The 13,377-nt window shown below is 43.2% G+C and carries 11 protein-coding genes; 7 read left to right on the top strand and 4 right to left on the bottom strand.

Going from position 1 to position 13,377, the window contains the following annotated elements; genetic code table 11:
* Positions 1-146 precede the first annotated feature (146 nt).
* The 7 genes from betI to BLQ60_RS03030 all read left to right on the top strand — a co-directional run bounded on the left by betI (position 147) and on the right by BLQ60_RS03030 (position 8,684).
* On the top strand, positions 147-740 hold the full coding sequence (betI, locus tag BLQ60_RS03060; RefSeq protein ID WP_092615751.1) for a transcriptional regulator BetI: 594 nt from the start codon (positions 147-149) through the stop codon (positions 738-740).
* Between the two features lie 166 nt (positions 741-906).
* Complete coding sequence (betB, locus tag BLQ60_RS03055) at positions 907-2,385, top strand: betaine-aldehyde dehydrogenase (RefSeq protein WP_171259031.1); 1,479 nt, start codon at positions 907-909, stop codon at positions 2,383-2,385.
* Between the two features lie 118 nt (positions 2,386-2,503).
* Positions 2,504-4,183, top strand: coding sequence for a choline dehydrogenase (betA, locus tag BLQ60_RS03050; protein WP_092615745.1), 1,680 nt, complete (start codon positions 2,504-2,506; stop codon positions 4,181-4,183).
* 118 nt (positions 4,184-4,301) lie between these two features.
* The gene (locus BLQ60_RS03045; protein ID WP_092615743.1) at positions 4,302-4,712 is read left to right on the top strand and encodes a hypothetical protein; all 411 of its coding nucleotides are present in this window, start codon (positions 4,302-4,304) and stop codon (positions 4,710-4,712) included.
* A gap of 260 nt (positions 4,713-4,972) precedes the next feature.
* A complete protein-coding gene (gene clpB / locus BLQ60_RS03040; protein WP_092615740.1) occupies positions 4,973-7,552 on the top strand; it encodes an ATP-dependent chaperone ClpB in 2,580 nt (859 codons plus the stop codon).
* A gap of 75 nt (positions 7,553-7,627) precedes the next feature.
* On the top strand, positions 7,628-7,897 hold the full coding sequence (locus BLQ60_RS03035) for a hypothetical protein (RefSeq protein WP_092615737.1): 270 nt from the start codon (positions 7,628-7,630) through the stop codon (positions 7,895-7,897).
* Positions 7,898-8,072: 175 nt separating this feature from the next.
* A complete protein-coding gene (locus BLQ60_RS03030; protein WP_092615734.1) occupies positions 8,073-8,684 on the top strand; it encodes a glutathione binding-like protein in 612 nt (203 codons plus the stop codon).
* Between the two features lie 96 nt (positions 8,685-8,780).
* On the opposite strand, the gene BLQ60_RS03025 is transcribed toward BLQ60_RS03030, so the two are convergent.
* The 4 genes from BLQ60_RS03025 to trhA form a co-directional block, all read right to left on the bottom strand.
* Positions 8,781-10,178 carry an APC family permease gene (locus BLQ60_RS03025; protein ID WP_092615731.1) on the bottom strand — a complete coding sequence of 466 codons (1,398 nt, stop codon included), beginning with the start codon at positions 10,176-10,178 and terminating at the stop codon, positions 8,781-8,783.
* Between the two features lie 334 nt (positions 10,179-10,512).
* Positions 10,513-10,902 (bottom strand): DUF1398 domain-containing protein, encoded by a 390-nt coding sequence (locus BLQ60_RS03020; RefSeq protein ID WP_092615728.1) that lies wholly within the window; start codon positions 10,900-10,902, stop codon positions 10,513-10,515.
* A 168-nt stretch (positions 10,903-11,070) separates the two neighbouring features.
* Positions 11,071-12,366: an MFS transporter gene (locus BLQ60_RS03015; RefSeq protein WP_092616071.1), complete on the bottom strand. Its 1,296-nt coding sequence runs from the start codon at positions 12,364-12,366 to the stop codon at positions 11,071-11,073.
* Positions 12,367-12,541: 175 nt separating this feature from the next.
* A complete protein-coding gene (gene trhA / locus BLQ60_RS03010) occupies positions 12,542-13,228 on the bottom strand; it encodes a PAQR family membrane homeostasis protein TrhA (protein WP_092615725.1) in 687 nt (228 codons plus the stop codon).
* Positions 13,229-13,377: the final 149 nt, after the last annotated feature.

Below are 13,377 nucleotides of genomic sequence, written 5' to 3'. Positions count from 1 at the left end.
GATTATAATTTATTTTGATTGATCGTTCAATTAAAAATACAAAGTTGTTTTTTTGAACGACAAAGTAAAGATTTGCTTAGTAGGTTTGTTAAGTTCATTTGCTCAGTAAATTAGTTTGATATTTTTATAGAGAGTAGTCCATCGCCATGCCAAAAGTGGGAATGCAGCCAATTCGCCGTCAACAACTGATTGATGCGACTTTATCAGCGGTCAGTGAGCTTGGTTTTGCGGATGCCTCACTCAGCCAAATCGCCAAGCGTGCAGGTGTTTCGACAGGCATTATTAGTCATTATTTCCAAGACAAGCATGGCTTGATTGAGGCGACGATGCGTTATTTGCTCAAAGAGCTTGGTCGTGAAATTGCTGAGGCATTGGCACATGCTGAGCATACGCCCGAGGCACGATTGACTGCGATTATTTGTGGCAACTTTTCTGCATCACAAGTCAGTAAGGCGGCGATGAATACGTGGCTTGCCTTTTGGGCGAATAGTTTTTATCAGCCTGATTTGCACCGTTTACAACAGATGAATCATCGCCGTTTACATTCCAATCTCAAGCATGAATTTTTAAAAGTGCTGGATGAGAAGCATGCAGAGCAGTCTGCATTGGGACTTGCCGCATTGATTGATGGCTTTTGGTTACGAGGAACCTTATTGCAAAGTGAATTTGACTTAGATGAAGTGCTAAATGTTTGTCAAAGCTACATTCAATGTCAACTTCAAAGCCAAACAGTACCGTGACCAACATGTTTTTTAACACGTCGTTTTTAAACCTTAAATTTTAAATAGCAGTTTTTGAATAGTAGTTTTTAAATAGTAGTTTTTAAATAGCAGTTTTTGAATAGCAGTTTTAAACAGTGATTTGCCACTCAGGCAATCTGCTTAAGATTTGATGAGGAGAAAGATTTTGACGAATTTGAATCAGCAACGCCCATATATTCATGGTCAGTATGTGGATGCAACCACCATTCAAACCTTTCAAAGTATTAATCCTGCCAATGGCGAAGTATTGGCGGAGCTACCGTGTTGTGGCAAAGAAGATGTCGATCGTGCAGTAAAATCAGCACAGCAAGGACAAAAAGTCTGGGCGGAGATGACCGCAATGCAACGCTCACGCATTTTGCGTAAAGCGGTGGATATTTTGCGTGAGCGCAATGATGATCTGGCAAAACTTGAAAGCCTAGACAGTGGCAAAGCCTATAGTGAAACGGTTGCGGTGGACATTGTCACGGGTGCCGATGTGCTTGAATATTATGCAGGGCTAGTGCCTGCGATCGAAGGTCAGCAAATCCCACTGCGTACAGGATCGTTTGTCTATACACGCCGTGAGCCACTTGGTGTGGTGGCTGGCATTGGTGCGTGGAATTATCCGATTCAGATCGCCCTATGGAAGTCTGCACCAGCACTGGCTGCGGGCAATGCCATGGTGTTTAAAGCCAGTGAAGTGACACCGCTGACTACATTGAAATTAGCTGAGATTTACACCGAAGCGGGTGTGCCAGATGGTGTATTTAATGTGGTCACAGGTGGTGGTGAAGTCGGATCGTACCTGACTTCGCATCCTGAAATCGCTAAAGTCTCGTTCACTGGTGGCGTGAGTACGGGCAAGCATGTCATGGCACAAGCGGCGCAATCATCACTCAAAGAAGTCACTATGGAACTTGGCGGAAAATCACCGCTGATTATCTGTGATGATGCGGATTTAGACTTGGCGGCGGATATTGCCATGATGGCGAATTTCTATAGTTCAGGTCAGGTCTGTACCAACGGCACACGGGTGTTTATTCCAAGCAGCTTAAAAGCAGAATTTGAGCAAAAAATCCTTGCACGCATGCCATTTATTCATCTTGGGCAACCTTTGGACGAAGCGACCAATTTTGGGCCTTTATCCAGTTTTGCCCACATGGAAAAAGTCCTCGGCTTCATCGAAAAAGGCAAACAACAGGGCGCCACTTTGCTTGCAGGTGGTGAGCGTCATACTGAGGGTGAATTTGCCAAAGGTGCATTTGTACAGCCGACGGTATTTACCGATTGTACCGATGAGATGGACATCGTTCAGCATGAAATCTTTGGTCCTGTGATGAGCATTCTCAGCTACGACAGTGAGGAAGAAGTGATCGAGCGTGCCAATAACACCGTGTATGGCTTGGCAGCGGGTGTGGTCAGTCAAAACTTAAATCGTGCGCACCGCATCATTCACCAGATCGAAGCAGGCATTTGCTGGATTAACACTTGGGGTGAATCTGCCGCCGAGATGCCAGTTGGTGGCTATAAGCAATCGGGTGTGGGACGTGAAAATGGGCTATCAACACTTGAACACTATACCCAAATCAAGTCGGTACAAGTCGAGTTAGAGCCATTCCAGTCGGTATTTAGTGCAAACTGATTCCATGCAGATAACAATGTTTCTGCAGAAAAATGAAATGAAAAATGCTGATGTCATTGGTTTAGATAACTCATGGCATCAATCCAAACCAATTTGACACAATCAAAGAGGCATACAGATGACGCAACAGAATTATGATTACATCATTATCGGCGCAGGCTCTGCGGGTAATGTTTTGGCAGCACGCTTGACCGAAGATAAAAATACTACAGTGCTCCTGCTCGAAGCGGGCGGACCTGATCATCGCATCGATTTTCGCACCCAGATGCCAGCTGCTTTGGCGTATCCACTACAAGGCAAGCGCTACAATTGGGCATACCTCACCGACCCTGAACCTCATATGAACAATCGCCGTATGGAATGTGGTCGAGGCAAAGGCTTGGGTGGTTCATCACTGATCAATGGCATGTGCTATATCCGTGGTAATGCCATGGATTTGGAACAGTGGTCTGAGATTAAGGGCTTAGAACATTGGCGCTATGCAGATTGCTTACCGTACTATAAAAAAGCTGAAACCCGTGATATTGGTGGCAATGACTATCATGGTGGCGAAGGTCCTGTCTCCGTTGCAACACCAAAGCAAGGCAATAATGTATTGTTCCATGCCATGGTCGAAGCCGGTGTGCAAGCGGGCTATCCTCGTACCGATGACTTGAACGGTTATCAGCAAGAAGGCTTTGGTCCAATGGATCGTACCGTGACCAAAGAAGGGCGTCGTTCAAGTACCGCACGTGGTTATTTGGATATGGCAAAAGATCGTGACAATCTCACCATCATCACCCACGCCATGACCAATAAAATCTTGTTTAATGGCAAACAAGCCGTCGGCGTGGAATATATTCATCGTGGTAACAAGTCGAATCTGATCCGAGTCAACGCAGCAAAAGAAGTGCTACTTTGCGCAGGAGCAATTGCCTCACCACAAATTCTACAGCGTTCAGGTGTCGGTAATTCAGCATTTTTGCAATCGATGGATATTGATGTGGTGCATGACTTACCGGGTGTTGGTGAAAATCTGCAAGATCACTTGGAAATGTATCTGCAATATAAATGCACGCAACCTGTTAGCCTATATCCTGCATTGAAATGGTATAACCAACCGAAAATTGGTGCAGAATGGATGTTCCTTGGGCAAGGCATTGGCGCAAGTAATCAGTTTGAAGCGGGTGGCTTTATTCGTTCATCAGATGAGTTTGACTGGCCAAATATCCAATATCATTTCTTGCCTGTGGCGATTAACTATAATGGTTCGAATGCAATTCAGGCGCACGGCTTCCAAGCTCACGTTGGTTCAATGCGTTCGCCATCACGTGGACGGATCAAACTCAAATCTAAAGATCCATTCGAGCATCCAAGTATTTTGTTCAACTACATGAGTGCTGAACAAGACTGGCGGGAATTTCGTGATGGCATTCGCATCACCCGTGAGATCATGAAACAGCCTGCACTTGATCCGTATCGTGGTGAAGAAATCAGCCCAAGCAATGCGCTACAAACCGATGCGGAGCTGGATGAATTTGTCCGTCAACATGCGGAAACTGCGTATCATCCATGTGGCTCTTGTAAGATGGGTGAAGATGATATGGCTGCGGTAGATGGCTATGGACGAGTGCATGGCATGCAAGGTCTGCGTGTGGTCGATGCGTCGATCATGCCGATCATTATTACGGGGAACTTGAATGCCACTACCATCATGATTGGTGAAAAAATTGCCGATCATGTGCGTGGTCAAGCGCCACTTGCACCGTCAGATGCGCCATTCTTTAAAGCGAGTACGCCAACGCCAAAAATTATCTAATGGCATCACAGACCTAATAGTTTAAAGGCATCAATCAAGCCACTTTTCGAAGTGGCTTTTTTGTGTCAGGATGAGCGAATAATTAATATCCTAAAAATTTCTGATTATAATGAACGATATGCTAAAACTCTTACGGGCTTATTTTCAAATTGATCGCACTGCATATAATCAGAAGTTGGCATTGATGGTGCGAGTTGCCAATGTGATATTCATTGCGTCCTTTGTCATTGTACTTTTTCTTAAACACGCAGATACATTCAAAAATCCTTTGGCGCTATTATTTACTTTTTGTATATTTGGTTCTGTGGTCTATCTCACACATCATTTATCACTACAAATCATAGACGGCAAACCGCAAGCGAAACGAAATACTTTTGGATTTGTTTTGTTTACTTTGTTCTTATATGGTGAACTCCATATTGCATTATATTTGCTGGTCATATGTTATGTGCTGCTCATGTGTTATCTGATGATGGGACAAAACTGGCAAGATCAACGAGATATTTATCTTGGCAGGTTTCGTCGTTAAAAAGTTTCGACGTTAAAAAATTTCGGTGATTAAAAAAATGGCGGTTAAAAAGATTTGGTATTAGAAGCAAAGCATCGTCTCGAGTTAAGATTTTTAGGCAAAACCAGCCTTGAAAAAAGTCATTCTAACCACCATTAATACAACTGATTTCTATCTAAATTTTAGACATAACATTTTGAAAAATATCAATAAATAATACTTGAAATCTTGCTATTTGCACCTATCTATGAGTCATGTCAATAGTTTTAGGATAATAACAAATGCGTTTTGAAAAATTCTCTGATCGACTTCAACAAAGTCTCTCTGATGCACAGTCTTTAGCCACGGGCAAAGATCATACCTCGATTGGTACGATTCATATTCTCGCCACTTTGTTGGAAGAATCATCCAATCAAAGTCTGTTGCAACAGGCGGGTGTCAAACTCACCGAGCTGAAAGATAAACTCAATCAAGCGCTGCAAGATGCGCCAACCATCGCCAATCCAACAGGCGACGTCAATTTCAATCCAGAAGCAGCGAAAGTGTTAAATCTGGCAGATGGCTATGCGCAAAAGGCGGGCGATGAATTTCTCACCACAGATTGGGTGCTTTTGGCTTTGGCGGAGCAGGGTGAAACCCACAAATTGTTCACTGCCGCAGGTGGTGATGGTAAAAAATTGCGTAGTGTGATCGAAAAAATTCGAGGAAATGAAAAAGTGACCACCAGTAACCATGAAGAAAATCGTGATGCGCTTGGTAAATACACCATTGATCTAACGGATCGTGCGCTCGCAGGCAAACTTGATCCTGTGATTGGTCGTGACGATGAGATTCGCCGTACCATTCAAGTACTATCACGCCGTACCAAAAACAATCCTGTACTGATCGGCGAGCCAGGTGTCGGTAAAACTGCAATTGTCGAAGGTTTAGCGCAGCGCATCGTCAATGGTGAAGTGCCTGAAAGCCTAAAAGGTAAACGTGTTTTGTCTTTAGATTTAGGGTCATTGCTCGCAGGTGCGAAATATCGTGGCGAATTCGAAGAACGTCTCAAAGCGGTATTGAAAGAACTGGCAAAGCTAGAAGGTCAAGTGATCTTATTTATTGATGAGATTCACACGCTTGTAGGTGCAGGTAAAACCGATGGTGCGATGGATGCGGGTAATATGCTCAAACCTGCATTGGCACGTGGCGAATTACGCTGTGTCGGCGCAACAACCTTGGACGAATATCGCCAATATATCGAAAAAGACCCTGCGCTTGAGCGTCGTTTCCAAAAAGTCTTGGTGGATGAGCCAAGTGTGGAAGATACCATTGCCATCTTGCGTGGTCTAAAAGAGAAATATGCCACCCATCATGGCGTACAAATTTTAGATTCGGCGATTATTGCTGCGGCGAAAATGTCACAGCGCTATATCACCGATCGTCAATTGCCAGATAAAGCCATTGATTTGATCGATGAAGCCGCTTCACGTATCAAGATGGAATTGGACTCAAAACCTGAGGCTTTGGATAAACTCGATCGCCGTTTGATTCAGCTGAAAATGCAGTTTGAACAGGTAAAAAAAGAGGAAGACGCAGGCTCGAAATCTCAAGCATCGTTACTTGAGCGTCAAATTAACGAAACGCAAAAAGAGTATAATGACCTTGAGGAAGTGTGGCGTGCCGATAAAGCCTTGGTCGAGGGCAATAAAGATGTGCAAGTGAAATTAGACCAAGCCAAAATTGCCTTAGAGAAAGCACAACGTGAAGGTGATTTGGCAGAAGCAGGGCGGTTGCAATATGGCGTGATTCCAGAGCTACAAAAGCAATTGGAAAAAGCCGAAGTCGCAGATGAAAATGAAGCACCAAAATTACTGCGAAACAAAGTCACCGATAATGAAATCGCTGAAGTGGTCAGTGCCGCAACAGGGATTCCTGTGTCGAAAATGCTACAAGGTGAACGTGACAAGCTTCTGAATATGGAGAGCTTCTTGCACAATCGTGTGGTCGGACAAGATGAAGCGGTGAAAGCGGTATCGAATGCAGTGCGTCGTTCACGAGCAGGGCTGTCTGATCCGAATCGTCCAAGTGGTTCATTCCTGTTCCTTGGACCAACTGGTGTCGGTAAAACTGAGCTGACTAAGGCATTGGCGAATTTCTTATTTGACAGTGATGATGCCATGATTCGTATCGATATGAGCGAATTTATGGAGAAACACAGCGTCAGCCGTTTGGTTGGTGCGCCTCCAGGCTATGTCGGTTATGAAGAAGGTGGTGTGCTTACCGAAGCGGTGCGCCGTAAGCCATACAGCGTGATCTTGTTCGATGAGGTGGAAAAAGCTCATCCTGATGTGTTCAATATCTTATTGCAAGTCTTGGATGATGGGCGTTTGACCGATTCGCAAGGTCGAGTGGTAGACTTTAAAAATACAGTGATCGTGATGACCTCGAATCTTGGCTCGCAAGATGTGCGTGAGCTGGGTGAAGGGGCAAGTGATGACGATGTCCGTGCGGTGGTGATGGCGGCGATCGGTCAGCATTTCCGTCCTGAGTTTATTAACCGTATTGATGAAGTGGTGGTATTCCACGGTCTGCAAAAATCACAAATGCGTGGTATTGCTGACATTCAGCTCGCTCGTTTGCGTGATCGGCTTGCCGAGCGTGAGATTGGCTTGCGTATCGAAGACGATGCCTTTGGCTTGTTGATTGATGCGGGCTATGATCCTGTGTTTGGTGCAAGACCACTGAAACGTGCGATCCAGTCTAAAGTGGAAAATGAACTGGCAAATGATATTTTGTCAGGGAAATTTAGCGCAGGCGATACCATTGTGGTGTCTAAAGATGGCGATCACTTGGCTTTTGAGAAACTCAAGTTGAGTTGATTTTTCATCATTGATTCGTCAGAAAACCTCTCTTATGATGTGTTAAGAGGGGTTTTCTTTTACAGTTTTTTTATCATGCAAGCACAAATTTGGAAAAAAGCAAAGATAATCTTCAAAGTGATCGGTATAGCAGTGCTTATGATGGCATTGCTTGTCGTTGCATGGCTGTGTGTATTTTATTATCGTGCTGATGAGGGGAATGTCGCTACCATCTGTGAATTTGATGCCCAAAATCAGCGTTATACTGTTGAACGATATATTGTAAAAGATGGGGAGCATATTCCACTTGAAAGTTCAAACCCTGAACAGATTTGTACGAGACTTGAGCGAGATGCGCAATTTTAATTTTTTAAAATGCAAAATACTTGAAGATAATGATAACGACACATGGCAAAAAACTGTATACGCAGTATCCAAACTGACTGTCATACATAAGTTGTAGCAAGATGATAAACTTTAGGACTTGAAAGTTGATGCAGAACACACTACAACTAAGCATAGGTTATCACAGGGAAAAACAATGAAGCTGTATTACACGCCAGGCGCATGTTCGCTGGCTGCACATATTATCTTAAATGAAATTAATGTCGATTTCGACTTGGAACGTGTTGACATCAAAACACACACCACCGAAAAAGGGCAGGATTATTATGCGATCAACCCAAAAGGCTACGTGCCTGCATTGGAAATTAATCCAGGCTTAGTCCTGACCGAAAATGTAGCGATTTTGCCTTTTCTGGCGCAGCACGATCCACGCCAAGATTTGATTCCACCGTCAGGTTTAGGACGTGCCAAAGTATTGGAATGGCTCGGCTTTTTAAACTCAGAAGTACATGATGCCTATGCGGTCTTCTTTGGTCGTGAGCTAAATGCAGATGAGAAAACTCGAGGCTATGCAGAAATCGATCGTCTACTACAATTCGTCGAAGATTATCTTGCTGAAGTTGATACAGATTATTTAGTCGATGACAATTTCGGTCCTGCCGATGCCTATCTGTTTGTCCTTACTAATTGGTCAAAATCAATTGGTCATGATTTGTCGAAATTTAAAGAAATTAACGATCTGCGTGATGTGGTGTTTAAGCGTCAGTCAGTACAGATTGCGATGCGTGATGAAGGTTTAATTAGCTAAGCATTGATTTTGAAAAATTGAATTTACCATAAAAAAATGCACCTTCGAGAAGGTGCATTTTTTTGATCATGGATAATCGCTTTTCATTTTTAGCGATTATTTTTGATCATCAAATTCATTGTATTGTGGTGCTGGACGGGTAAAACCACCAGTTTTATAGGCGAGATAGAATACGCCGATCACTGCCCAGATCATACCTGCTTTGAGCGAGTTTTCATCAGTTTCGATCCACAGTGCAGCGATACAGGTGAAGCCGAGCACAGGAATAATCACATAGTTGAGCAATTCTTTGAAGGTCTTAGTACGGCGATCCCGCAAAGCATAACGTGAAATCACCGACAAATTGACAAAACTAAATGCGGTCAATGCACCAAAGCTGATTAGCGAGATGACAAAATCCAAGCTCATAAAGCCCGCTGTCAATGCTACTGCACCAACGATCAAGATGTTATACGACGGGGTGAAACTCTTCGGGCTAATATGACCAAAGATTTTCTTATTGATGATGCCATCACGACCCATCACATACATCAAACGTGATACACCTGCATGTGCAGAAATCCCTGATGCCATCACCGTGACAATCGCAAACGCCAAGACATAAGATTGGAACAATGAACCGCCAACCAACATTAGAATATCAGGTTGAGTCGCTTCAATATCAGCAAAATAGGTGGTTGGATCTTTCGGGAAATAGATCTGCATAAAGTAAGTGCTGACTACGAAGATCACACCTGCAATCAGTGCAGTTAAGAAAATCGCTTTCGGCAAGGTTTTCTCAGTATCTTTGGTTTCTTCTGCCAGCGAGCTGAGCGAGTCAAAGCCTGTGAATGAGAAGCACAGTAGAGTCGCCCCTGTGATCAACGCACCAACAGACGTGAGTTCATTCCAAAACGGCTCGATACTCCACAGTTGATAGCGTGTTTCCGCTGTGATTGGTCCATCTGCATTCATGCCAGCTTGCAACTTATCAAAGATCAAATAGGTGAAAATACCGATGACCAAAAGCTGAATAAACACAATCAAGCTGTTAAAGTTGGCAACGAAACGTGCACCACGCAAATTGACCCCAGTCATAAATGCGGTCAATACCACTACCCAGACCCAGTGATTGATATCAGGGAACAATGCTTCGAGATAAATCACCGCCAAAATGATATTGACCATCGGCGAGAGTAAATAATCCAGCCACGAAGACCAACCCACCATAAAGCCGACATTGGGATGAATGGATTTTTGTGCATAGGTATAGGCAGAACCTGACGATGGATATCTGCGAATCATATGTCCATAGCTGATGGAAGTCAGCAAGATGGCAACGAGGGCGATAATATACGACGTAGGCACATGATAATGGCTTTCTTCTGAAACCAAACCAAAGGTATCGAACAAGGTCATCGGTTGAATATATGCCAAGCCAATGATAATGACGTGCCAGAGCCCAAGTGTTTTTTGCAATTTGGCGGCAGAGTGCGTGCCAGCAAGATTTGTCAAAGTCGTTATCCTCTTGAATGATGACTTAACGTGTTAAGCCAAGGATCGCGATATCAAAGGATCAAAAATGGATGATCCTCCCCAAAAAAGTACTTTCGAAAAAGAGCGCAACAAAATAACGCAATTACTGGCATTTTGTCAGTATCTCTAGCGCAAAAAATAGCAAAAATTTAGCCAAAAAAAAGCAAAATTAGAAAATTTATAAAAATAATTGCGTAGACAAGCAATAAAATGAATAACGCAACTGTGTTTATTTGATCTTGAATGTGGTCAATAGTTTAAAAATATTTTCAAATCATATGATTAGCATGATTGTGGGAATTCTTATTCAGCATTAGTACGGGACTTTTTCAGATAAGATTTCATCTCCAGCAAGATTGAAATATGTGCAAGTCATTGTATTTAAACACATCACCCATTTCTCAATGCCTGTTTCTGCACAGTCTTTGCAAAACTGAAAATAATCTGTCTGACCTTGCTGATGTGCTTTGAGGTATTTTTTGAAACTTTCAGCATCACTTTCTATAGCGATGTCTAAATCTGCATACTGTGCCTTTGAACTAATAGAATAGTCTTCGTCTCCAAAATAAACGGTGTGGCTATCTTTGACCCAAGTTTCAAAAGCGATCACCCCAAATGATTTAATCTCCTGAATATACTCAGGAAAATCAGCACCTGTGCGTACTTTTTGATGGGCTTGTTCGATTTGTTCTAGACTAAACATGTCACTTTCCTTGTGTTATTGGTGCTGTGCTTGATCGATGAGATGGAGATGAAGATTCACAACTGAGTAGCTATATTTTTATCTTAGTGGGTATGGACTAAGCATCTTTATTTTCGGCTAAGACGCTCAGTCCGTTAAGTATTTACATGTTGGCAGATCACACCGAGTTTAAATCTGATGATTTACATCGACGTTTTTACTTTCTTTCATACATAAAAAAGCAAGTAATGAAATGGTTGCTGCACCCGCCAAATAATAGCCGACTGCTTGCAAACCATACGTCGTTGCAAGATAAGTGGCGATTAATGGTGCAAAAGATGCACCAAGAATGCCCGCCATATTAAAAGTCAATGCAGAACCTGTGTAACGCACTGAAGTCGGGAACAGCTCAGAAAGTACTGTGCCGATCGGACCGTAAGTCAGCCCCATCACCGCAAGTCCAATGCATAAGAACGCAAACACAGATCCGACATTATTCGCCACCAACAGGTGTGAGAAGAAAAAGCCAAAAATAATACAAATGATGCAGACCACAATCGAGGTGGTTTTACGACCAAATTTCTCCGCAAAGATTGCCGACAGTGGAATAAATGCCGCAAAGGCAAATGTCGCTAATGTGACCATCGTCAAAAATTGCTCACGAGGATAACCTAAAGCCTTTGTCCCCCAAGTGAGTGAAAATACCGTCGTTAAGTAAAACACCACAAAAGTACAAATCGCCGCCAGTGTTCCTAGGATGAGCTGAGGTAAATTATTTTTAAAGACCGCTGCAACAGGGACATTTTTTTCTTCTTGTTTGTCTAAAACCCGCTGGAATGCTGGTGTTTCATGCAGTTTCAAACGAATATATAAGCCCATAATGACCAATACTGCACTGGCAAGGAAGGGAATACGCCATCCCCACGCCAAGAACTGTTCATCAGTGAGCACTGAGCCTAAGAAAATAAAGAAGCCATTTGCCAAAATCAATCCAAACGGTGCGCCAAGCTGCGGGAACATGCCGTACCACGCTCGTTTTCCCTCAGGTGCATTTTCTGTAGCAAGCAGTACCGCACCGCTCCATTCTCCGCCAAGTCCGATGCCTTGCCCCAAACGACAGATTGCCAGCAGAATTGCTGCGGTGATGCCGATGTCTTGATAAGTCGGCAATAAACCAATGGCAATAGTGGATAGCCCCATAGTAAGCAGTGCTGCAACTAGTGTGGTTTTTCGACCGATCCGATCACCGAAATGTCCAAATAGCGCAGAGCCGAGTGGACGTGCCAAGAAAGCAATGGCAAAGGTCGCTAAAGACTGCAACACCGCAGTTTGCGGATTGCTCGATGGAAAGAATAAATGAGGAAATACAATCACCGCCGCAGTGGCATAAATATAAAAATCATAAAACTCAATCGTGGTGCCGACCATACTGGCGGTCAAAACCCGTACTTTGGAGTTGAGCGGTTGCGTTGCAGTCGATTGCATAGTGATTCCTGTATTGCGACGATGATAAAACACCACATATTGCATGCGTGGCAATGACGCAAGACAAAGCGGTGTGACAGTTTAACCATCTGAAAACGAATTACAAAGCAAAAATTGATCAAAGCCAAATTTTTAAAATACTCTTGATATTTTTTAGCTGATTTTTCAAAGTGCTTTACAACATCACCCAGATTGAGAAAAAGTGTGCAAGCGCTCCCAACATCACAAAAACATGCCAAATGACATGGGTATAGGTATATTTTTTCATGGCATAGAAAATCGTGCCGACGGTATACAAGACACCACCCAAAATGAGGAGTTGTAATGACAACGTAGACAGGTAAGTGTGCATATCATCCAGAATAAACAGCGCCAGCCAGCCCATGATGATATACGCCGCTAATGATAATTTCTCAAAACGGTCGATAAAATACAGCTTAAAAAAAGTGCCAAGTAGCGCAATCGACCATAACGCCACCAACAATACTTTTGCTTTGGTGGTGGGAATATAAAGCGCAAGAAAAGGGGTGTATGTCCCTGCGATCAAATAATAAATTGCTGTGTGGTCTAATTTCTTTAGCCAAGCACGGCGCTTCATTGTGGTCGCGGCGTGATAAAAAGTCGATGCAGAAAATAGCAATACCATGCTCAGCCCATAGACCAACATGGTCAATCCAGCACTTGGTGACAAGGCGTAAGCCTGTAAGCATAGAAGCGCTGTGGCAATCACCGCAACCAAAGCAGCTAGACCATGCGTCAATGCATTCCAGCGTTCCTCGATGGGATGATAGTCGAGAATCTCATCGACAATGTCTTGTGTACTGATGGTTTGATGTGGTGACGGTTTGAAATCATTCGGCATAGCAATTTGAAATAACGGCTCAGATGCAATTACTATACACTTGTATTTTAAAAACAGAATGCTTAATTTTCAGCAATTCGTGTTTAAAATTGAAAAGATACATTTTATCAGCGGCAGTCATCAGACTATTGTTCGCTTATGTACAGATG

Origin of the sequence: Acinetobacter marinus (assembly GCF_900096915.1) — a bacterium.
Classification (GTDB): Bacteria; Pseudomonadota; Gammaproteobacteria; order Pseudomonadales; family Moraxellaceae; genus Acinetobacter; species Acinetobacter marinus.
Note: the sequence above shows the minus strand (reverse complement) of the source record. Positions and strands in the feature narration are given on the sequence as shown.

Excerpts from the sequence above, each read along its gene's own strand:
- betI (WP_092615751.1), top strand. The coding sequence starts at position 147 with ATGCCAAAAGTGGGAATGCAGCCAATTCGCCGTCAACAACTGATTGAT.
- betA (WP_092615745.1), top strand. The coding sequence starts at position 2,504 with ATGACGCAACAGAATTATGATTACATCATTATCGGCGCAGGCTCTGCG.
- BLQ60_RS03045 (WP_092615743.1), top strand. The coding sequence starts at position 4,302 with ATGCTAAAACTCTTACGGGCTTATTTTCAAATTGATCGCACTGCATAT.
- clpB (WP_092615740.1), top strand. The coding sequence starts at position 4,973 with ATGCGTTTTGAAAAATTCTCTGATCGACTTCAACAAAGTCTCTCTGAT.
- BLQ60_RS03035 (WP_092615737.1), top strand. The coding sequence starts at position 7,628 with ATGCAAGCACAAATTTGGAAAAAAGCAAAGATAATCTTCAAAGTGATC.
- BLQ60_RS03030 (WP_092615734.1), top strand. The coding sequence starts at position 8,073 with ATGAAGCTGTATTACACGCCAGGCGCATGTTCGCTGGCTGCACATATT.
- BLQ60_RS03020 (WP_092615728.1), bottom strand. The coding sequence starts at position 10,902 with ATGTTTAGTCTAGAACAAATCGAACAAGCCCATCAAAAAGTACGCACA.
- BLQ60_RS03015 (WP_092616071.1), bottom strand. The coding sequence starts at position 12,366 with ATGCAATCGACTGCAACGCAACCGCTCAACTCCAAAGTACGGGTTTTG.
- trhA (WP_092615725.1), bottom strand. The coding sequence starts at position 13,228 with ATGCCGAATGATTTCAAACCGTCACCACATCAAACCATCAGTACACAA.